Annotated in this window: 19 protein-coding genes; 14 read left to right on the plus strand and 5 right to left on the minus strand. The window is 43.1% G+C overall.

Features of this window, described 5'->3' with window-relative positions; genetic code table 11:
- Positions 1-25: 25 nt before the first annotated feature.
- Together ACYQ0H_RS00890 and gyrA are read left to right on the plus strand one after the other, a co-directional pair.
- Entirely contained in the window at positions 26-649 is a 624-nt protein-coding gene (locus ACYQ0H_RS00890; RefSeq protein WP_459810944.1) for a YcxB family protein, read from the plus strand.
- A gap of 41 nt (positions 650-690) precedes the next feature.
- Positions 691-3,231, plus strand: coding sequence for a DNA gyrase subunit A (gene gyrA, locus ACYQ0H_RS00895; RefSeq protein WP_459810945.1), 2,541 nt, complete (start codon positions 691-693; stop codon positions 3,229-3,231).
- Positions 3,232-3,451: 220 nt separating this feature from the next.
- Here gyrA and ACYQ0H_RS00900 read toward each other — a convergent pair whose 3' ends face one another.
- From ACYQ0H_RS00900 to ACYQ0H_RS00915, 4 genes are all read right to left on the minus strand, one after another.
- Positions 3,452-4,630 carry a glycoside hydrolase family 5 protein gene (locus tag ACYQ0H_RS00900; protein ID WP_459810946.1) on the minus strand — a complete coding sequence of 393 codons (1,179 nt, stop codon included), beginning with the start codon at positions 4,628-4,630 and terminating at the stop codon, positions 3,452-3,454.
- Between the two features lie 426 nt (positions 4,631-5,056).
- Positions 5,057-5,914 (minus strand): ParB/RepB/Spo0J family partition protein, encoded by an 858-nt coding sequence (locus ACYQ0H_RS00905; protein ID WP_459810947.1) that lies wholly within the window; start codon positions 5,912-5,914, stop codon positions 5,057-5,059.
- A 564-nt stretch (positions 5,915-6,478) separates the two neighbouring features.
- Positions 6,479-7,741, minus strand: a complete 1,263-nt coding sequence (locus tag ACYQ0H_RS00910) for a hypothetical protein (protein ID WP_459810948.1) — start codon at positions 7,739-7,741, stop codon at positions 6,479-6,481.
- A gap of 17 nt (positions 7,742-7,758) precedes the next feature.
- A complete protein-coding gene (locus ACYQ0H_RS00915) occupies positions 7,759-8,517 on the minus strand; it encodes a C39 family peptidase (protein ID WP_459810949.1) in 759 nt (252 codons plus the stop codon).
- Positions 8,518-8,864: 347 nt separating this feature from the next.
- Between ACYQ0H_RS00915 and ACYQ0H_RS00920 the strand changes: the two genes are divergently transcribed.
- The 7 genes from ACYQ0H_RS00920 (at position 8,865) to ACYQ0H_RS00950 (ending at position 14,023) form a co-directional block, all read left to right on the plus strand.
- A complete protein-coding gene (locus ACYQ0H_RS00920) occupies positions 8,865-9,629 on the plus strand; it encodes a ParA family protein (protein ID WP_459810950.1) in 765 nt (254 codons plus the stop codon).
- 129 nt (positions 9,630-9,758) lie between these two features.
- Positions 9,759-10,244: a DUF3795 domain-containing protein gene (locus tag ACYQ0H_RS00925; protein WP_459810951.1), complete on the plus strand. Its 486-nt coding sequence runs from the start codon at positions 9,759-9,761 to the stop codon at positions 10,242-10,244.
- A 105-nt stretch (positions 10,245-10,349) separates the two neighbouring features.
- Positions 10,350-10,916 carry a tRNA 5-(aminomethyl)-2-thiouridylate-methyltransferase MnmM gene (gene mnmM / locus ACYQ0H_RS00930; protein ID WP_459810952.1) on the plus strand — a complete coding sequence of 189 codons (567 nt, stop codon included), beginning with the start codon at positions 10,350-10,352 and terminating at the stop codon, positions 10,914-10,916.
- 605 nt (positions 10,917-11,521) lie between these two features.
- A complete protein-coding gene (locus ACYQ0H_RS00935) occupies positions 11,522-12,454 on the plus strand; it encodes a ParB/RepB/Spo0J family partition protein (RefSeq protein ID WP_459810953.1) in 933 nt (310 codons plus the stop codon).
- A gap of 539 nt (positions 12,455-12,993) precedes the next feature.
- Positions 12,994-13,656, plus strand: a complete 663-nt coding sequence (locus ACYQ0H_RS00940; protein ID WP_459810954.1) for a hypothetical protein — start codon at positions 12,994-12,996, stop codon at positions 13,654-13,656.
- A 12-nt stretch (positions 13,657-13,668) separates the two neighbouring features.
- The gene (locus ACYQ0H_RS00945) at positions 13,669-13,833 is read left to right on the plus strand and encodes a hypothetical protein (RefSeq protein ID WP_459810955.1); all 165 of its coding nucleotides are present in this window, start codon (positions 13,669-13,671) and stop codon (positions 13,831-13,833) included.
- Positions 13,834-13,888: 55 nt separating this feature from the next.
- Positions 13,889-14,023 (plus strand): hypothetical protein, encoded by a 135-nt coding sequence (locus ACYQ0H_RS00950; protein WP_459810956.1) that lies wholly within the window; start codon positions 13,889-13,891, stop codon positions 14,021-14,023.
- A gap of 186 nt (positions 14,024-14,209) precedes the next feature.
- On the opposite strand, the gene ACYQ0H_RS00955 is transcribed toward ACYQ0H_RS00950, so the two are convergent.
- On the minus strand, positions 14,210-16,006 hold the full coding sequence (locus ACYQ0H_RS00955; protein ID WP_459810957.1) for a hypothetical protein: 1,797 nt from the start codon (positions 16,004-16,006) through the stop codon (positions 14,210-14,212).
- A gap of 182 nt (positions 16,007-16,188) precedes the next feature.
- Here ACYQ0H_RS00955 and serS point away from each other — a divergent pair, with 182 nt between their 5' ends.
- From serS to mnmG, 5 genes are all read left to right on the plus strand, one after another.
- Entirely contained in the window at positions 16,189-17,475 is a 1,287-nt protein-coding gene (gene serS / locus ACYQ0H_RS00960; protein WP_459810958.1) for a serine--tRNA ligase, read from the plus strand.
- Between the two features lie 102 nt (positions 17,476-17,577).
- On the plus strand, positions 17,578-18,642 hold the full coding sequence (locus ACYQ0H_RS00965; RefSeq protein WP_459810959.1) for an alpha/beta hydrolase: 1,065 nt from the start codon (positions 17,578-17,580) through the stop codon (positions 18,640-18,642).
- Positions 18,626-18,784: a hypothetical protein gene (locus tag ACYQ0H_RS00970; RefSeq protein ID WP_459810960.1), complete on the plus strand. Its 159-nt coding sequence runs from the start codon at positions 18,626-18,628 to the stop codon at positions 18,782-18,784. Before ACYQ0H_RS00965 ends, ACYQ0H_RS00970 begins: the two co-directional genes overlap by 17 nt.
- Positions 18,785-18,819: 35 nt before the next feature.
- Positions 18,820-20,196 carry a tRNA uridine-5-carboxymethylaminomethyl(34) synthesis GTPase MnmE gene (gene mnmE, locus ACYQ0H_RS00975; protein WP_459810961.1) on the plus strand — a complete coding sequence of 459 codons (1,377 nt, stop codon included), beginning with the start codon at positions 18,820-18,822 and terminating at the stop codon, positions 20,194-20,196.
- Positions 20,197-20,458: 262 nt separating this feature from the next.
- Positions 20,459-22,333: a tRNA uridine-5-carboxymethylaminomethyl(34) synthesis enzyme MnmG gene (gene mnmG, locus ACYQ0H_RS00980; RefSeq protein ID WP_459811222.1), complete on the plus strand. Its 1,875-nt coding sequence runs from the start codon at positions 20,459-20,461 to the stop codon at positions 22,331-22,333.
- The last annotated feature ends 79 nt before the right edge of the window (positions 22,334-22,412 follow it).

Consider the following 22,412-nt stretch of genomic DNA (forward strand, 5'->3'; position numbering starts at 1 on the left):
GACCTTGATAACAGGAGGAAGATGAATGGACAGCGAAAATATCCTTCCGGCAGGTTCAGAAGATAATGATGCTTCAAACCAAACGGAATATGAAATATCAGCGAATGAACCTGACCTATCATTTGAATTTAATGTAAAAAATGATGAAGAGGGCGAAGCGTTTCTGGCTTATCAGAAAAAATATGTCTATAAGAAAAATTGGATAAAAACAATAGGCTTTTCTTTGCTGGGCATAGGCCTTGCAGTTTCCGCATGGCGTGATCCGGATATAATAATGAATTTTATTTTGCTTGGAGTATGTGCGGCGGCGGTAGCGGCTATCTGGTTCAATACTAAAAAGATACGGTCTTCCCTGCTTGAAGCACTGAAAATGCTGGAGGATGACAGATATATTTTTTCATTGTACAAAGATAAGTTTACTATCGAAACAATAATCTCCGAGGAGGAAAAAAACTCGGAGGATTTTCAGCCGATCCCGCCTAGGACAGTTGAATTTGCTGAGGGCGGTATAGATGTGCTTGAAAAGGATAATATGTTCGTTATTATTCTGAAAAAAGATACTATATATGTGCTTCCTAAAAGATGCATGACCGATAAACAGATTGAAATTATAAAACAGAGCTTTGAGCCGTATTTTCCCGAGAAATAAAATTCGTTTTCGGTCATATCAGTAAGAAAGAGAGTGATAATTTGTTTAGCGATAATTCAAACGTTATCAGCAGCGACGTTGAAAATATAATGAAAGAATCGTTTTTGCAGTATTCAATGGCAGTAATAGTATCAAGAGCCCTGCCTGACGTTAGGGACGGATTAAAGCCCGTTCACAGAAGAATACTTTATACTATGTATGAAAACGGACTGTATCCCGATAAGGCATACCGTAAGTGCGCCGATACCGTAGGATCGGTACTCGGACGCTATCATCCGCACGGCGACGCTTCCGTTTACGACGCTCTGGTAAGAATGGCGCAAAGCTTTTCACTGCGTTATCCTATGGTTGACGGTCACGGAAACTTCGGTTCTGTGGACGGAGATCCTCCGGCTGCATACCGTTATACCGAAGCTAAGATGGCAAAAATGTCGCTTCATATGCTTACTGATATCAATAAGGAAACCGTTGATTTTCAGTCCAACTATGATGACAGGCTTAAAGAGCCTCAGGTGCTTCCCTCCCGTTTTCCGAATCTGCTGTGCAACGGATCTACAGGAATAGCTGTCGGAATGGCAACAAATATACCTCCTCATAATCTGAACGAGGTAATAGACGGTCTGAAGCTGCTTGTAAAAAATCCCGACTGTACGCTGGACGAGCTTATGGAGTTTATAAAAGGTCCTGATTTCCCGACAGGCGGAATTATAATGGGAAGAGCAGGTATAAGAGCTGCATACGGTACGGGAAGAGGTAAAATAACCCTCAGAGCAAATACCTCAATTGAAGAAATAAAGGGCAGAAACTGTATTATTGTTAATGAAATACCCTATATGGTAAATAAGGCAAGGCTTGTAGAAGCGATAGCCGGTCTTGTAAAGGATAAGCGTGTAGACGGTATTCACGATCTCCGAGATGAGTCCGACCGCCGGGGAATGAGAATAGTAATAGAGCTGAAAAAGGACGCTATCCCTCAGGTAGTGCTGAATAAGCTGTTTTCATATACTCAGCTTCAGGATACCGTAGGAGTAATAATGCTGGCTCTTGTAAACGGTATTCCTAAAATACTTACCCTTAAAGAATGTCTAGAGAAGTATCTTGATTTTCAGGTTGAGGTTATAAGAAGAAGAACGGAATATGATCTTAAAAAGGCTAAGGAAAGAGATCATATACTGAGAGGACTTGTTATTGCTCTTGATAATATCGACGAGGTAGTCGAAATAATGAAGACCTCAAAGAATATCCCTGAGGGTAAGCAAAGACTGAGTCAGCGCTTCGGTCTTACTGAGATTCAGGCTGACCATATTGCCAATATGACTTTGGGACGTCTTACAGGTATGGAGCGTCAGAAGATTATTGACGAATTAAAAGAAATTGAATTGAAGATAGCCGATTATGAGGATATTCTCGCAAATAATGAAAGAGTTCTGAGTATAATTATTGAGGAGCTGGAGGCTATTCAGCAGAAGTTCGGCGATGACAGAAGAACTCAGATCGAAAACGTAAGCGGAGAGGTCGATATAGAGGATCTTATTCCCATAGAGGACAGCGTTGTAACCTATACAAACAACGGCTATATCAAAAGAATGCCTGTTTCCGCATATAAAGCACAGAACCGCGGCGGCAGGGGCGTTAACGGAATGAAGCAGCGTGAGGACGATTTTATTGAGGAAATGTACCTCTGCTCAACTCACGACCATATTCTCTTTATTTCCAATAAGGGAATAATGTACAGGCTTAAATGCTATGAGCTTCCTGAAGGCTCTAAGGCGTCAAGAGGACTTAATATAGTAAATATTCTGCCGTTGGGAGAAAATGAAAAGATAGCCGCAATGATAAAGACCTCCGATTTCGACGAGGGAAAAAATATCGTTATGGTTACCAAGAACGGCAGAATAAAGCGTACTCCCCTTTCCTCATATAAAAACGTCCGCAAAAACGGTCTTATTGCAATAGGTCTTGACGAGGGCGACGAAATAGCCGGAGTAAGAATGACAATGGGTGAAAATCAGCTTATTATAGCTACTCATAACGGTATGGCTATACGCATAGACGAAAACTGCATAAGAAAAATGTCCCGTTCCGCACACGGCGTAAAGGCTATAAAGCTTCGAGAGAGCGACTATGTAGTTTCAATGGCTAGAGTAAGAGAAAATGCAGCTGTTCTTACTGTTTCCGATAAGGGTCTCGGCAGGCGCTCCGCTCTTGATTCCTACAGAATACAGAACCGCGGCGGCTACGGAATGCTTAATTATAAGACCTCAGAGGAAAAAGGCTATGTCTGCGGAATAAAGGTCGTAGACGAAGCCGACGATATAATAATGATCTCAAGCGACGGAATAGTTATAAGATTTAGGGCAGCAGATGTAAGAATAATGGGACGATATGCTACCGGAGTAAGGCTTATGAAGCTTTCCGAGGAGGACAGAGTAGTTACCTTTACCAGAGCTGAGCATGACGACAGCGCAGAAATAGCAGAGGTCGAACAGCCAAGCGAGGAAGAGCTTGAAGCCGAGCAGAAAGCAGCTGAAATTGAAGAAAGCGTAGAAGTTATTGAAGAAACCCCCGACCCCGAGGATTAATATAAGTAAATAAGCTAAAAAAACAGCGCTGTAATTTCAGCGCTGTTTTTTAATGAGCGGCAGCAGAAAACGGTGTTGATAAGTAAGACCGTAGATTTTTGCTGTAGCTTTCAATATAATATCAATGACTATTATGTTCAAATAAAATGAGTTCCTACCCCTAGGCAGAAAAAACCAACATCAGGAGCGATAACGCGAATTGCGCCGTCCGCGCCAGGACCTAAGACTTTGTTACTTCGTAGTTTTCACCGCTTACTGCCCTGTTCATAGCTTTAATAAGCTCCGGGTAGTTCCATTCGCAGGTCTCCCTGTTGAACTGCGCTCCATCGTCCCACATAAACGGCGCAATTGAATTTTCATGGCAGAGCTTTGTAAACATTTCGCTGAAATATACTCCGCTTGCCTTGTCGTTCCAAATGCCTGTGCCGAATTCTCCGATAATTACAGGAATACCCTTGTTTACAAAGTTGTCAGTCATGTTTTTGATCTTGCTTTCCATTACTCTGACTTCCTGAGAGCTTCCCCATTCGTTGTTGATATTGGTGGTGCAGAATTCCCAGGGCGTGTAGTAGTGAACCGAAACTATGCATTTTCCTGCCGGATCCTCAGGCATCTTGTACCTTTGGTCACAGGTCATCTCAACGTCAGTCCAGTAGCCTGCAATAAGCAGATGCCTCTGCGGATTGTTTCCACCGCTCGCCCTTACCAGATCAACAAACTCCTGATTAAGCTTGTTAAGCGTTTCATAAGCGCCGTCCTTGTCCATGTCGTCAAAGCCAACCTCGTTCATGGATTCAAATATGAGTTTTTCGTCGTAATTTTCAAATCTGTCGCATATTTGATTCCAAATAGTCTTGTATTTTGAAAGCACACCGTCGTAGTCGGTGGAAGCGTTTCTTATCCAGGCTCCGAATTGAGGATCGCCGCCTCCGTCGTGATGTAGGTTTATAATTACATACATATCCAGATCGTAAGCGTAGTCTACGACCTCCTGTACCCTGTCCATCCAGTCAGCGTCAATAGTGTAATCGTCGCTGAGATGATCTCTCCAGGTAATAGGAATACGGACTGAGTTGAAACCGTCCTCTTTAAGCGCTTCAAACATCTCCTTGGTAGTCTTTATATTTCCCCAAAGAGTTTCGTCGACTTTTTCAGCGCTTTCGTTGACCTGCCCGTCACCGTCACGGTCTGCATTGCATACGTCTAAACTGTTTCCCAGGTTCCAGCCTAAGGTCATTTCCTTAACAAGCTCCATTGAGGATATGTCCCTCATTTTTTCAGCAGCAGAACCGCTGTCTGTTCCGCTTGATGATGAGCCGTCTTTGCCGCAGCCGCTTAGTGAAGTGCAGAATACCGCTGCGCAAAGTAGAAAAGCCGCCGCTTTTGATCTTCTTATCATAATTAAAGCTCCTTTTTATCAGTGTTTTTACAATTTAATTATGATACTATTCAAGGCTTATGTCAATATAATTTTTTTGTATTATTATAAATATCTGAAACCTGTTCAGGAATATATTTACCTAAGATATTAAAATAAAATTTGAATATTTATAAGAATATTATATTTACGGTATAACCGCTCCAATATAACAGCTATTAATAAAATATTTTGATTTTATCGGAAAAACAGCGTGTTTACGTTAACGAAAACCTTTGAGATGCCTTAGTAAAACAAATATCTGTAGATAAGCGATCTTTCAGCGGCTATAAAAATATGAATATAAAGATATGAAACAGGTAACAGTTTGCCATGCGTCGTCTGCCGAAAGTAAGGCAAAAAAACTTTTACCTTTTAAACAAATTACGCACGGCTTATTTGTGTATTTTATCCTAATTTCTTATTTTCAGCTTCTTCGGGAACTCTTATCGTATACTCTATAAACCCGTCTTTTTTTGATTTTTTTACCTTTGCGTCTACTCCTGCAAGCTTTATTACCTGAACTGCTCTGTCTACAGTGTTGAAAAAAAGCCGCAGATCTCCCAGTACAGCAGATCTTTTTCGATAGCTCTGCCTTATCCGTTCGCTTTTTTCAAGCGTTTTTATGTATTTTTCAGCAGCGTCAACAGTAAGTCCGTCCTTAATGATTTTAAGCAGTACGTCCTCCCTTATGCTTTCGTCCGCTTTAAGCAATGCTCTTGCGTGACGCTCGGACAGTCCGTTTGAAATGATGATCTTCCGAAGGGATGGTGAAAGCTTTAATATCCTCAGCTTGTTTGCAATAGTCGACTGCGCTGTTCCAAGCCGTATAGCCGCTTCTTCCTGGGTCATTCCGTGCTTATTTATAAGAGCCGCAATAGCCTCCGCTTCCTCAAAAAAATTCAGGTCTGCTCTCTGTATGTTCTCGATCAAAGCAATGACTGCAGATCTGGTGTCAGAAATGTCAACAAGTACGCAGGGAACGCTTTTAAAGCCTGCCATCTTTGCCGCCCTGAGCCGTCTTTCGCCTGAAATAAGCTCAAAGCCTCCCTCTCTCTTCCGTATAGTAAGAGGCTGAATTATCCCGTCCTGAGAAATGCTCTTTGCAAGCTTTGTAAGCTCCTCGGTGCTGAAATATTTTCTTGGCTGGTCGGGATTGGGAACGATCGAGCCTATAGGAACTTCAATTACCTTTCCAAGCTCCTTTGCGGCAGGAGCGGCAGTCTTTTCACGGGTTCTTGTCATAATGCTCATAATTTCGCTCATGCGGATAAAGTTCCGTATGAACTTCCTCCTTTTTTAATAAAAGTTATCGGTATAAGCAGATTATAGCACTTTCAAAGACAGGATTCTATAAAATATTCAAAGAAAAATACCAAAAATTACGCTTAAAAATCACTTTTTTCCGTAGAATTTTCCCTTAACCGCTGTATTTCGCTCCGTCTTTTGTCGAATAAGGAAAAGCCCCGCCGCATTAAGAATTTCATATAAAAAACCGTTTCCTCCGCTCTCTGTATATAAATCGCATAAAAATGAGAAACATCTGCCGTTTTTATGTTTTTTTAAGAGTCAGCTTAAATTATAGGTGTCAATAATCAATTTGTCAATGCATTTTTAAACAATAATAAATAATTCGCCGCTCTTGATTTATCCATAAGCTGACTTCATTAATTCAATAATTTAATTATTCACAAATTATTTATATGTTCCACGTGGAACATTTTTTTAAAACGCTGAGAATAAAAACAGACGCCGCCGCTCCTGCAATACCAGCATAATGCCGTTGTATTTGCAGCAGCTCAGCAGCGTCCGTATTTTAGATTCTTCTATTCAGCTTATTTCGGAAAACTCAAGCTCGGAATTTTTAAAATAATAAAGCCTGTGATCAGTTTCCTCGCCGCTTTCGGTATATTCGTTAGCAAGATCCGCAAGCACATCTCCCGTTGAATTGCACATTGCATATGTAAAGCCGTACCTTTTATCGTCAGTACATAAGCTTGCTTTTTTTATACTTCCGTCTGCTTCAATTGAGTAAATAATATTTTCACTTTCCTTTTTGGCTTTGTCCCTATTTACGTCGGAGATAAAATTAAACCTTCCTTCGGAGCAATTGGTTATCCATTTAAAACGTGGAGATTTAAGAACAGAAATATATTCCCCGTCCTTAAGCTTCTGTAAGCATTGAAGCATTCCCCTGTTTTCGTAATAGGCGTAGCCGCCGATAATTCTGAAGTAGTAAACAACAGCGAAACGCTCCTGCATAAGGAGGTTAAAATCCTGCGGCAGCTCAAATTCGTAGCCGAGATCAGGGAAAAATTCTTTTGAACCGATAAAATTAAAGGTCTTATCATAAGTATCAATGTAAATATCGACCGTCATGTCTGACGCACGTTTGACCCGCAAAAGATAAATATTTTCCTCGTCAGAGGTAATATACCTTATTGTTTCGCCTGTTTTTAAGTTCGGATCATATTTAAAAGACGGCGGTAGGATCTGCTGTTCCTTGGTTTTTAAATCAAAAGCTTCTATAACCGAGGTACCTATATCGTCGCATACTCCTATATAGGCTTTTCCTCCGCTGACCGTCATAATATTGTAAATAGAAGAATTTGAAACCGAGTAGATCTTTTCTATAGACTTTCCGTTTATATCAATATCGAAAATACTCTGTTCGCTTTTATCTTCAGAAAGGTATTCGCCCGTTGTAGCAAGAATATATAAATGACCGTCCGTATACTCGGAATTGTTTGTGTTTAAAAATGACCAGTTCTCGATAGTTCCAAGCTTTTCAGATTCTCCGCTTTCTATATTATATGAATAAATATCAATGTTTTTACGGTCTTTTACTCTTACTGTTTTATAGTAAATAATATTGCTGTCTATAAGATAAAGCAGTGATGAATATTCTATCTCCCCTATCTTCTCATTATCAGCATTGTATATAGGGTCAACGGTGTATATCGGATCCGGTTCTGTTACTTTTAAGCCGCTATCACCAATGTAACCAGGGTCGCCCGGCTTTGCATTTCCAAAAGAGCAGCCCGAAAGCGCTAATGCGGCTAAAGCAAATAGAGCCATAATTCGGTTCTTCATATTGCTCACCCCTGTTCTTAATAAACTATACTTCTGCAAACTCTGTCAACAACCGATGAAGCGATTGTATAAAAGCAGTCCACATTTGCATCTTTTCCGCCCCAAGGGTCCGCAATTTCTATATAACTGCCTGCATTTGATGTAATTACGCCTTTTGCCAGAATACAATGCCCCGGGGTTGCATATTTCCAGTTACTTTCATTTGATACGATTCTTAAAAACGCAGGAACAGAATCATTGACTACGTCCATTTTTATGCAGTTGACCAGATCAGTTTCAGTAGGCGAGCTTTTATAAATATAAAGACATCGATTCTGCTTTCCGTTCATATAATTGGGTACCTTTGTAAAATCCTGATGTATACTGAGGTTAATTATAGTCTGAGAGGGAGAAGAACCGTTTATATACATAAGGGCGCTTTTAACACAAGCAGGACCGCAGTATGTATCCGTTTCCTGCTGATACATAGTAAAAGAACCGGGAAGAGAGTACCCGATAAGTTCTCTGGTTTTAGGATTTTCTTCAGTCATGTGGGAAAGAAGATATTCCTTTTCTTCTGCAATTTTTTTCTGTTGATCGCTTAAACTGTTGTAATATTCATAGTATTCCGCTTCGTTGACCTGAGCATTATCTCCGGGTATTACCGAAGGCTCACCTACCGCATATACCTGTGTGCAGACAGTCATAAAAGCAGCCGCAGCAGCCGTAAATAAAACCATAGCTCTTACTATTTTCCTCATATAGATCAGTCCTTTCATTTTGTTTAATTTAACCAATATCCTCCTTTTAAAATATACCATAATTATACTTGTTTGTCAATACATATTTTAATAAAATATAAATTGTTTATTGTTTTCAAATCATAATGCATAGTGGTTGTGTCAATTATAATGGTTCAATAATTTAATTATTCATAAATTATCTATATGTTCCACGTGGAACATTTTACTCTTACAAATTTAATTGATAAAAAACTATTTAAAATAAAAGTTTGAGTATTTACGGACTCAATAGCTTATTAAATGTTCTACGCAGAACTTTTTTTAATTCTAAAAAAAGCCCTTTTCAAAACGCAAAAAATATAGTATAATAAAAGTAAAAGTAAAACTTAAGGAGAATAGCTATGGGAAAAATAATAGCCGTATCGAATCAGAAAGGCGGAGTAGGAAAATCAACTACGGTAGTAAATCTGGCCGCAGTTTTCGGAAATAGAGGAAAAAAGGTGCTTATAGTTGATTTCGATCCACAGGGCAATACTACTACCAGCTACGGAATAAAAAAGAAAAGTATACGGAATACCGTATATGAAGTGCTAATGGACGATTGCTCGGTTTTTGAAGCGGCAGTAGCCACCGAATTTCGAGGGGTCTCCGTTGTCCCCACGACTCAGAAGCTTTCCGGAGCTTCCGTAGAGCTGGTTTCTGTAAAGGACAGGGCAAGACGTTTGCGCTCAAAGCTGCTTGAAGCAAAGGATTTCTATGATTTTATACTTATAGACTGCCCTCCTACACTGGATATGCTGACCATAAATGCACTTGTGGCGGCGGATACAGTGCTTATTCCGCTCCAGTGTGAATTTCTTTCACTTGAGGGATTAGTTGAGCTTAACCAGACTATAGAACGTGTTAAGAAAACCTGGAATCCAGACTTAAAAATAGAGGGGATACTATTTACAATGTTCGTTGAGCGTTACAAGGTAACAGGACAGATTGTTGCGGAGGTTAAAAAATATTTTTCAAACCACGTTTTCAAAACGGTTATCCCACGGAATATAGCGCTTTCGGAAGCTCCAAGCTTCGGACAGCCTGCACTTTATTACGACAAAAAGTCCAAAGGCTCAAAGGCGTATGAGTCGCTTGCAAAAGAAATAATAAAAAATAATATTTAGAGCAATACATAACGGTACGGTAAATGTTCCACGTGGAACATTTTAATAAGGAAAGTGTTTCGTCTTAGCAAACAACTGAAAAAAGCAAGAGAAAATGCCGGATAAGGCATGGAAAAGGAGAAATACATAATGAACATTTCAATATGCGGCTTAGACTGCGGAAATTGCGAACTGAAGGATTCCTGCAAAGGCTGTTCTGAAACGAACGGAAGGCCGTTCGGCGGCAAGTGTATTATTGCCCAATGCTGTAAAAACGGAGAAAGTGAGCATTGCCGCGGAAAATGCTTTGATGGTAAATGCAGGCTTAAAAAGCAGCTGATCGAGGAATTTAACTCGCTTGGGATAGAGGATATGGAAGAGGTTACAGATCTTAATGCGCTGAAAGGCTCATATATAAATCTTGAATACACGCTTCCGGGAGGACAGACAGTCAAATTCTGGGACGACAGCAGAGTTTATCTAGGTAATCAGATCTGCAAGAAAAACAGCAGCAGGTGCTACGGACTGACCGCAGATGAAAATTATCTTTTGGTATGCGAATACGGCGACGGCGGCTGTGAAGCGGAAATTATAGTGTATAAAAAGCGTAAAAATAACGGCTCGGAAAGACAATAGTTACACAAAAGAGTTAGTATTGCAGAAAATACGCTTATGTGCATGGAAATCAAGCATGAATTAAAATGTTCCACGTGGAACATTTCAGAAAAAGGGGAAATGAAAATGGCAAGCACATTCGGAGCGGTTCAGCTTGCTCACGAATTTTTAGCAGCACAGGTCAAACCCGGAGATATTTGTATAGACTGCACAGCGGGGCGGGGAAACGACACGGCATTTCTCTGCTCGCTTGTAGGAGAAAGCGGGAAGGTTTACAGCTTTGATATTCAGCAGGAAGCTGTTGAAAGCACAAGAATGCTTCTTGAAGAAAGGGGATTCACGGACATTGCCTGTGTAATTCACGGCAGTCATGAATTTGCAGACCGATATATAGGCGAGGGAGAAGCAGCTGCTGCGGTATTTAATCTCGGCTGGCTTCCCGGCGGAGATCACTCAGTTCACACTCAGACGGCTTCGACGATAACGGCAATAGAAAAATGCCTGAAGCTTCTGAAATCGGGAGGGGTTATTAGCCTTTCAATATATTACGGCAGGGACACAGGTTTTGAAGAAAAGGACGCAGTGCTCAACTATATTTCAAAGCTTCCTGTAGGAGAATTTACGGTAATAGTCAGTGAGTTTACAAACCGCCCCAACTGCCCTCCAATAAGCGTAAGGATATACAAGTCCTAGCGCAGACGGCGGTCCTAGCGCGGACGGCGCAAGTCGCGTAATCGCTCCTGGTGTCGCTCGTTTGTGTGGAGGAAAATTTTGTGCCGCGGCAATGGTTTGTAAAAAATTAAAAATAAAAAGTCCTAGGTCTTAGCGCGGACGGGGCAAGTTGCGTGATCGCTTCTGGCGTCGCTCGTTTCTGCGGGCGGGAAATTTTGTGCCGCGGTTATGGCAAGTCAAAGATACTTTCAAAGAATGTTCTGGCGCAGACGGGGCAAGTCGCGTAATCGCTATTGGTGTCGCTCGTTTCTGCGGGCGGGAAATTTTGAGCCGCGGCTATGGCAAGTCAAAGATACTTTCAAAGAATGTTCTGGCGCAGACGAGGCAAGTCGCGTGATCTCTCTTGGTGTCGCTCGAAGGTGCGGAAGGTCGATTTTATGGCGCAGAGGCGGGAAGATATAAATAATGGGGAAAAGAATGTTAGACGGGTTTATTCAGGGATGTCGAATGAGCGCAGTTCGTCCTTGTGATTATATGTGCAGAGTTCGGGTTTTTCCTAAGCGGCGCAGTAAATATTATTTAATGTAAAAATTAGCAGACATGAAAGAATACGGAGGTTAATAAAAATGGCAAAAAAGGAAAGGTTGAAAAACGGCTTGGATTCGTTATTTGAGGACAATTTCAGCGAAAGCGGAGAAGCTTCCGGGGAAGGAAAAAATTCCGGCGTAAGGGAAATACGAATTTCGCTTATAGAGCCTGACAGGAATCAGCCGAGATCGGATTTTGACGAGGAGAGGCTTAACGAGCTGGCGGAAAATATCAGACAGCACGGAGTTTTACAGCCGATACTGGTGCGTCCTTTTGGCGAGGACAGGTACATGATAGTTGCCGGAGAGCGGCGTTGGAGGGCGGCTAGAATAGCCGGACTGAGCGAGATACCCGCGCTTATAAGGGAGCTTACGGAGCTGGAGGCGGCTCAGATAGCTTTGATCGAGAATATCCAGAGGGAGGATCTGAATCCTATTGAGGAGGCCAAGGCTTACAGGCGGCTTTCTGATGAATTTGGAATGAAGCAGGAGGATATTGCCCGTATAGTGGGGAAATCGAGGGCGGCGGTTTCTAACTCAATGAGGCTTCTTAATCTTATTCCTGAGGTTCAGGAGGCGGTTTCAAGCAAGCAGATCTCCGCAGGTCACGCAAAGGTTCTGTGCGGAGTTGAGAATCCTGAGCAGCAGAGGATATTAATGCTTCAGGCGCAGAACGACAATATGTCAGTAAGGGATTTTACGCAGCACGTTGAAAAGGTACTGGGCGGCGGCTACAAGCGTGAGGCTGAGGAAAGAAATTCACGCAAGGCTTCAGGCGGCAGGATAAAGAAGGTAGTATTCGGCGACCCTGACGAAAAAATGCTTTTAGAGGCAAGGACGGCAATTTACAGCGAATACGGTATAGCTCCCGATTTCAAGCGCACAAAGACGGGAGTAATTATAATGGATATGGAATTCGGCAGCGACGAAATGTTTGCAGACTTTTTAAAAAGAATATCTCACAAGTCCTAGGTCTTAGCGCAGACGGCGCAATTCGCGTGATTGCTCCTGGGGTCGCTCGTTTGTGTGGAGGGAAATTTTGTGCCGCGGCAATGGTTTGTAAAATACTAAAAATAAAAAGGTTTTAGCGCAGACGGCGCAATTCGCATAATCGCTCCTGACGTCGCTCGTTTGTGCTGGTGGGTACTTATATGCTGCGGCAATGGTTTGTAAAAAATTAAAATAAAAAGTCCTAGTCTTAGCGCAGACGGTGCAATTCGCATAATCGCTCCTGACGTCGCTCGTTTGTGCTGGTGGGTACTTATATGCTGCGGCAATAGATTGCAAAAAACTAAGCATAAAAAGGTCTTAGCGCAGACGGCGCAATTCGCATAATCGCTCTTGGCGTCGCTCGTTTGTGCGGAGGGGAAATTTTGTGCCGCGGCAAAAAAGAGTGTCAGGCAAAGCAAACAAGTTTCAGTGATCATGTTTAAGGTATGTTTTCAGAATGTTATTAAATCTCAATAGGTGTATTAATAATAATTTTTATAACTATATTAGGTGGAGGTATTATGAAAAGAAAACTTGTATTATTTATGGCGGCTGCCTTTTTGGCTTCTAATTTAACAGCCTGCAAAAATTCTGAAAACACATTATCGTCCGATAATGATAAAAGCCGAAGCACACAAAGCAGTATTTCTGAATCGGTTTCGGAAAGTACGGAAAGTGATATTGTTTCGATTGCAGAGGCAAAGGGCGAGTTTGATTGGGATACGGCAATGGATAACTTCTATATTAACGGAATTAAGATAGAGTATCCTTTTTCTGAACGTACATTAGGTAATGATTTTATTTTTGAGGAGAATCCATTTTATAATACAGCCGGAGATTACCTTGAATTTAAGGTGGATCATACTCAAAGCCAGGATTTATGGCTGTTTTCAGCAAAAGTTAAAAAGGTTAATGTTAAAACATATAATAATGATTGTATAGTAAGTGCTGTTACATCATTAACAGAACCAAATATCCAGGGAATAACCGAAGGAATTTCAATGGATAAAGTATATTTGATTTGGGGAAAACCTGATGAGATTGAACAAAAGCATAGTGAAAGTAATTATGATACTGCAATTTATTATGGAAATGAAGAAGGTCAAAAGATATATCTATGGTACGATAATATTTCTAATGAGCTTCTTACTATAAGTATTGATTTTGAGAATATGAAAGGATAATAGGTGGTAAAAATGGCTGATGAACAACAATTCATGAAAGATTTGTACAAAACTATTATTAAAGGATCTGATTTATATAATCAAGATGAACCATTTAGCGATATAACAACTGCTGATCCAGAAAAGATATATAATTGTGTTGATGGTAAAATTGATAATTTAAGTCTATGGATTTAAATAAATCAAGTTAATTTATAAATCTAAATGATATAATATATTAGATGGAGGTATTATGAAAAGAAAACTTGTATTATTTATGGCGGCTGCCTTTTTGGCTTCTAATTTAACAGCCTGCAAAAATTCTGAAAACACACTATCGTCCGATAATGATAAAAGCCGAAGCACACAAAGCAGTATTTCCGATTAGGTTTAGGAAAGTATGGAAAGCGGCAAGGATAATTAGGTAGTTAAAGGCGGAACATAGTAAAATAACATAAACAAAAAACCGCCAGTTCAATTCTGAATTGAACTGGCAGTTTTTTGTGTTTACTACTATTGACTACTTCGACCTAAATCGATCCGCCCTTGTTTTTATATTCGGTTAAGTTTAAATTTATGCCTTTCTTTTCAGTACAGCCGCTACTGCGCCGACAAGGAGAACAGCCGCCGCTCCTGCCGCAGCCGCTCCTGTGGAGGGGTTACTGTCGGAAGAGTCAGCCTTTGATGAATCCTTTGCTTCGGTATTGCTGTCCGATACTGAGGAAACGCTGTCTTCATCGGACAGGCTGGTATCGGAATTGCTGTTCTGATCTGCTTCTGAGCTTTCGTAAGATGATAGGTCTGAGGTCGTATCAGAACTTTCGTCTGATGATATGTCTGAGCTTTCATCGGAGCTTTCGTCAGGAATCTCAGTATAAACCGCTTTTACTGTACAGCTTTCGGAAACAGCGCTGAGATCAGTGTCCCATGCTCCTGTAAAGCCTTCCTTTTCGGGAATTTCAGGAGCGGCTTCCGAGTTGAAGCTGTCACCTTCGGCTACATAAACTACGCCGAGAACATTGTCATTTTCATCAACAAAGGTTACGGCATAAGAAGCGAAGGACAGGCTTCCGTCTGATTTTATCGCCCATTTGGAAAGCTCAGCTTCATTTATTTCATATTTATAGCTGTTAAGAGTATCCAAAATAGATCTAAGCTTTTCGTAATCGGTAAAATCAGATATACAGTCAATCTCTGTTCCGGTTACCGCAGTCAGGGCTTCATTGTTTACGGTTTTGAATGATGAATTGCTGTCGCAGAAAGCGTTTTCGATCAGATAAGTACCGATGTCGGTGTTTATCGTTCCCGCAAGCAGGCCTGAGCAGCTTGAACCGCCGCTGTTTTCAGCTGATTCTATAGCCGCCGTAGAAATACAGTTTGAAATTCTGAACACATTGGAGCCGTTTGCAAAGCCGCTGCCTTCGCCTTCCTTGCCGGACATACTTCCGACGATACCGCCCAGATTAAAGGTTCCATTGACAGTAGCACCAGAATAACAGTTTATTATTTCGCTTACCAAAGCGCCTCCCGCTATTCCTCCGCTGTGGTGAGTAGAAGTGATATTTGCTTCGGAGCCGCAGTTTATAAGCCGGCAGGCTCTGAGGTAGCCTGTTAAGCCTCCGACCGCACAGCTGCCCTGAACGTTGGCATTGCTGTAGCAGTCAATAAACTCGGTGGAATACGCTCCTCCGACAAGACCGCCGATTTGTCCGACATAATCGTTTGTGTCAATGCTGCCTTTTACTGTCGTATCCGTTACAGAGCAGTTTTTAATAGTATGTGTGGGAGTAGCAGAACCGGCATACGGAATATCTCCGATCTCACCGATCAGGCCGCCTACAAACCAAGAGTTTACTGAAACCTCGCAGTTGGTGACATGACAGTTTTCAAGGGTAACGCTTTCGGTTTCGTCCCGTCCGGCGATAATTCCGACAAAGCCGTTGCTGGTGTTTTCAGATTCACTTACGGTGCAGTGGTCAAAGGTAATGTTTCTGACTGTTCCGCCGGCTATGGTATTGAAAAATCCCAGGTTTGCGGTTTTACTGTAGTCCGGATCTTGAATGTCGGAGCTTGTGATGGACATATTTGAGATAGTATAGCCATTGCCGTCAAAGATGCCTTTGAATTTGTACATGCCTGTCCATTCAATGCCGGTCATATCAATATTGTCGGTCAGCTCTACCGTCAGGCTGTCGGCAGCGTAATCGCCGTTATCCCAAGCGGTTTTAAATTGCACGAGGTCTTCTGCCGATCCCAGCTTAACGGTAACGTCCGCACCCTCAGCGGCGGAAGCGTTCATCAGGCAAGCCGGAGTTACAGCCAGAGCCGCAGCTGAAAGAACAGAAAGCAAGCGTTTTTTGATATTTAACATATTAATTCTCCTTTAACTAAGTTTTATCTAAGTTTATCATAAAGTTGTCTTGTTGTCAACAAATTATTTATATAAAATTCAAATTTCAATCGTCAGGCTTCACATAGTCGGCAATACTTGACTATTGCAGGGAAATGTAATATAATTAAAAAGATATTTAAATATTTAAGGAGTAGATCAATATGCTGGATATGAAACTTTTAAGAACCGATCCCGAATTGGTTAAGGAGAATATCAAGAAGAAATTTCAGGACGATAAGCTTGTGCTGGTTGACGAGGTTGTTGAAATGGATAAGGAATATCGTTCAACAAAGACCCGCTGTGATGAATTGAGATCAAAAAGAAATACCATGAGCAAGCAGATCGGAGGTCTGATGGCGAAGGGTCAGAGGGACGAGGCTGAAAAGGTCAAGGCTGAGGTAAAGGCTATCGGCGACGAGCTTGCGGCGCTTGAGGTAAAGGAAGCTGAGCTTGAGGGCGAAATCAGAAAGAGAATGCTGGTCATTCCGAATATTATAGACCCGTCTGTTCCTATCGGAAAGGACGACAGCGAAAACGTTGAGCTGGAAAGATTCGGAGAGCCGTTTGTTCCGAACTTTGAGGTGCCGTATCATGTAGACATTATGGAGAAGCTCAGCGGAATTGATCTTGATTCCGCAAGAAAGACCAGCGGAAACGGCTTTTATTATCTCTGCGGCGATATTGCAAGACTTCACTCTGCAATTCTGTCCTACGCCAGAGATTTCATGATCGACAGGGGATTTACCTATTACATTCCTCCGTTTATGATCCGCTCCGACGTTGTTACGGGCGTAATGAGCTTTGCGGAGATGGAAAATATGATGTACAAGATAGAGGGGGAGGACCTTTATCTTATTGGTACTTCCGAGCATTCAATGATAGGCAAGTTCATTGACACTATTACACCTGAAAGCGAGCTGCCCAAAACGCTTACAAGCTACAGCCCCTGTTTCAGAAAAGAAGTAGGCGCTCACGGTATTGAGGAGAGAGGCGTTTACAGGATACATCAGTTTGAAAAGCAGGAAATGATAGTAGTATGCAAGCCTGAGGAAAGCAAGGAATGGTACGACAGGCTTTGGAAAAACAGTGTTGATTTCTTCCGTTCGCTGGATATTCCAGTAAGGACGCTTGAGTGCTGCTCCGGAGATCTTGCGGATCTTAAGGTAAAGAGCTGCGACGTTGAAGCCTGGAGTCCTCGTCAGAAGAAGTATTTTGAGGTCGGCTCATGCTCCAATCTGGGCGACGCTCAGGCAAGACGGCTCGGCATAAGGATAAAGGCAGAGGATGGTTCAAAGTATTTTGCTCACACGCTTAACAATACCGTTGTTGCGCCGCCGAGAATGCTTATCGCATTTCTTGAGAACAATCTCAATGAGGACGGCTCGGTAAGGATACCGGAAGCTCTCAGAATGTACATGGGCGGAAAAGACCTGATAGCTGTCGATTAAGACGGGTTTAGATTTGGGGCGGCGGAAAGTACGGCGGCAAAAGCTGACGGCGGTAACTATACGCTTTGTTCGTAAATATAAATGTAAAGATAAGGAGCTTTTATGGGCAGAAGTGAAAGAAAGAGAAGCATTAAGAAAACGGTTATTATTTCGGCTGCGGCAGGTTTGCTTGTCCTGTGCCTTGCGGTAATGATAACGGTTCACGTTCTGCTTAAACAGAATTTTTCCAGAGGCGAATATTCGGAATATTCAGTTTCCTACCGTTACAGTCATTATGAGGACGGATATCCGAGAACTCCGGTAAGCTTCAGGTCGGGGAAAAACACTCTCAGAGGCTATATATACGGAGGGGACAACGACAAGGGACTTATTGTTGTTTCTCACGGTATCGGCGGAGGTCACGAGGGGTATATAAACGAAATAGTCTGGTTTACAGAGCATGGCTGGAGGGTATTTGCTTACGACTGCACCGGAAGCTGTGAGAGCGAGGGAGAGGGAACTAAGGGACTGCCGCAGTCGGCGCTTGATCTTGACGCTGCGCTGACGTATATTGAGCAGGATAATAGCCTTTCGGGTATGAAAAAATATCTTTACGGTCACAGCTGGGGAGGATATGCGGTTACGGCAGGTCTTAATTTTGACCACGACGTCACAGCTTCAGCAAGTATAGCGGGATATGCCTATCCGATGGAGATGATAATGGAGTTTACAGACGGTATGATAGGAGGAGCTTCAAAGCTTTTGTATCCGTTTATCTGGCTTGACTGCAAGGCGGCGTTCGGAGAATACTCGAATCTTTCGGCAATTGACGGAATAAACAAAAGCGGGATACCTGTACTTATCGTTCACGGAGAGGACGATGAGCTCATAGGCTACGGCAGGTCGTCGATCATTTCCAAGAAGGCGGAGATAACCAATCCCAACGTTGAATATTACACGGTAAGCGGAGCAAACGACGGACACAATTCAATTTTCCAGTCACCTGAGGCCGCGGAATACAAGAATGAGCTTGAAAAGGACTATGAGAAGCTGAAGGAAAGGTACGGAAAAAAGATCCCCGGTGAGGTTCAGCAGGAGTTTTATGACGGTGCAGACAAGGAAAAAGCCAACAAATGCAACACTGAGCTGCTTGAGAAGATAAACACTTTCTTTGAAAAGGCGTCTTAGCGCAGGTCTTAGCGCAGACAGCGCAATTCGCGTGATCGCTCCTGACGCCGCTCGAATAGGGGGAGATTATGCCGCGGCGGCTTTTTGGGTGATCTATTCTGATACGGTTATAATGGGTAAGCTAATTAAGCTTGTCCTGTGATATTAAAAATGAATGTAAAATTATAAGGTGGTTTTATGTCGACGGTATGTGCAGTTTCGACTCCCTTGGCGGAGGGCGGGATCTCGGTCATAAGAATAAGCGGCGAAAAGGCTCTTGAGGTTGCAGAGAGGGTCTTTGCGCCTTTTTCGGCTTTCGGCAGTGTAAGGGAAATGAAGGGCTATACCTGCGCATACGGCAGAATTATTGATCCTTCGACGGGAGAAACTTCTGACGACGCACTGCTGACGGTATTCCGTTCGCCTAAGTCTTACACAGGTGAGGATACGGCTGAAATTTCCTGTCACGGGGGAATATATATTACCAAAAAAGTAATGCGTTTATGTCTTGAAAACGGGTGTGAGCCTGCTGAAAGGGGCGAATTTACCAAAAGGGCATTTCTCAACGGAAAGCTTTCGCTTACTCAGGCGGAATCGGTTATGGACATGATCTCGGCTCAGGGGGAATATACTCTGCGGTCGGCAAGGCTTACAAGGGAGGGCAGGCTTTTCAGGGATATTTCAGGAGTAAAAGACAGGCTTGTAAAGATACTGGGAGAGCTTGCGGCATGGGTCGATTATCCGGAGGAGGAGCTGCCGGAAATAGAAGAGAACGCTCTTAGGGCAGACCTTGAAAATTCTATAGGGGTACTTGAAAAGATACTCAGAGATTACGACTGCGGAATGATACTGCGAAACGGAATTGACACGGTCATTGCAGGAAAGCCCAATGTAGGCAAGTCAACGCTTATGAATCTTCTTCTCGGGTACGACCGCTCGATAGTAACAGACATTGCAGGAACGACGAGAGATGTTATTGAAGAAACCGCACGGCTGGGAGAATTTATGCTGAAGCTTTCGGATACTGCCGGTATAAGGGAGACCGACGATACTGTTGAGAAAATGGGCGTAGGTCTTGCAAGAAAGCGGATCGACGAATGCGCTTTGGTAATTGCGGTCTTTGACACGTCGGAGCCTCTTGACGGAGAGGATATAGAGCTTCTCGATTACGTTCACAGCCGCGGCAAGCGTCTGGTTGCCGCGCTTAACAAAAGCGATTTAGGCACGGCGGCTGACAAGTCGGTTTTTGAAAAATACACCAAATATATATTTGAAATTTCCGCGAAGCAGGGCGAGGGGACGGAAAAAATAAAAAAAGCCTGTGAGGATATCTTCTCGCTCGGCGGCTACGACCCGGATTCAACGGTTTTTGCAAATGAGCGGCAGAAAAACTGTGCGGAGAAGGCGCTTAAAAATCTCAGGCTTGCGCTTGACAGCCTTAACATAGGTGAAACTCTTGACGCTGTTACGGTAATGATAGATTACGCTGCTCAGTCGCTTATGGAGCTGACAGGAGAAAAAGTTACAGAGGCTGTTGTAGACGAAGTATTCTCAAAATTCTGCGTAGGCAAATAGTCCTGACGCCGAACGGACAGATATCCCTTCCCGCTGTGCTTTGCGGGTCAAGAAGGTTCGTGTTCCTCCCCGTGAGGGGAGGTTTATTATAATTATATAGTTAGTAAGTGTTACGATATTGCACTGAAAGTCCTTTCTAATAGGGAAAGATAAGACCGCAGGAAATCATGTTGATTCTGCACGTAAGGGTGTATGATCGGGTGAACGAAGATCATCAAAAACTCTTGTCCTAAGGTAATTGCGCATATATGAAAAGAGGTTTCTGAATTTGATTACTGAAAATTTTGATATTATAATAGTCGGAGCAGGTCATGCTGGCTGTGAGGCGGCGCTGGCGGCGGCGCGTCTTGGTCTTAAAACTGCGGTTTTTACCATTACGCTTGACGGTATCGCGAATATGCCATGCAATCCGTCTATCGGCGGTACTGCAAAGGGGCATCTTGTTCGGGAGATCGACGCCCTCGGAGGAGAAATGGGAAGAGCCGCCGACGCTACGTTTTTGCAGAGCAGAATGCTCAACAGGGGGAAAGGCCCGGCAGTACACAGTCTGAGGGTTCAGGCGGACAGGGTAAAATATCACACCTATATGAAGCAAGCTCTGGAGCAATGTGAAAACCTGAGGATAAAGCAGGACGAAATATGCGGAATAACCGCTGAAAACGGCAGGGTAACCGGCGTTGTAACCAGACTTGGCACGGAATACAGCGCAAAGGCGGTAATTATCGCCAGCGGCACATATCTTAACGGAGAGATACACGTCGGGGCGGTATCCTACCCCAGCGGGCCTGATTCGGTTCTTCCGGCTCAGTTTCTTTCGGGTTCCTTAAAGGAGCTTGGTATAAGCCTGAGAAGATTCAAAACCGGCACTCCTGCAAGAGTACATAAGAGATCAATTGATTTTGACGCTCTCGAAAGGCAGGACGGCGATGAGGAAATAGTTCCGTTTGCCTTTGACAGCTGCGGCAGGCTTGAAAACAAGGTCGCCTGCTATGTAGCCTATACCAATGATGAAACTCACCGTATAATTAGGGAGAATATTCATTTATCACCTATTTATTCAGGCAGGATAAACGCAGTAGGCCCTAGATACTGCCCGTCTATCGAGGACAAGATAATGAGGTTCCCCGACAAGCTCCGCCATCAGCTTTTTATTGAGCCGATGGGACTTGATACGGACGAATATTATCTCCAGGGAATGAGCTCCTCCCTGCCCGAGTGGGTACAGCTTAAATTCCTGAGAACGATAAAAGGACTTGAAAATGTTGAGATAATGAGGAACGCATATGCAATAGAATACGACTGCTGCGATCCTACCCAGCTGCTCCCTACCCTTGAATTCAAAAACGTTTCGGGACTTTACGGAGCGGGGCAGTTCAACGGTACATCAGGCTATGAGGAGGCGGCGGCGCAGGGACTTATCGCAGGAATAAACGCCGCTTTGAAGATTAAGGGGGAAGAGCCGCTTATTTTAGACCGGGCGTCCTCCTATACCGGAACACTTATAGACGATCTTGTAACAAAGGGCTGTTCCGATCCTTACCGCATGATGACCTCCAGAAGCGAATACAGACTGCTTCTGCGGCAGGATAATGCAGACATAAGGCTTACTCCGATCGGTCATAGAACAGGACTTATTTCTGACGAAAGATATAACGCTCTGCTAGAAAAGGAACGTCAGATCGACCGAGAAATAAAGCGTATTTCACACGTTAATCTTGCGCCCTCCGCCGAGCTTAACGCTTATCTTGAAGCCGCAGGGACCGAGCCGCTTTCAACAGGAATCAAGCTTTCACAGCTTTTGAGGCGTCCGCAGGTTTGCTATAAAAGGCTTGCGCCGTTTGATCCTGAGCGTCCTCAGCTTGACGGGCAGGTACAGGAGCAGGTCGAGCTTCAGATCAAGTATGACGGCTACATAAAAATTCAGCTCGAGCAGGTCGAGGCTATGCGAAAGCTTGAATCAAAGGCGTTGCCTGCCGACGCAGATTATTCCCAGATAAGGGGGCTGAGGCTTGAGGCGGCGGAAAAGCTCAATAGGATAAAGCCCCTAAGCGTAGGACAGGCAAGCAGAATTTCGGGAGTAAATCCCGCCGACGTAAACGTTCTGCTGATTTGGCTGTCGCAGAGAGGACAGAGGTAATCAATATTTAAGCCGCCCGAGTTTTATGCGGCTATATTTGCGGAATATTATAGGACGTCTTGAAAAAAGCAGGATTATT

It is taken from the genome of Hominimerdicola intestinalis, assembly GCF_054655215.1.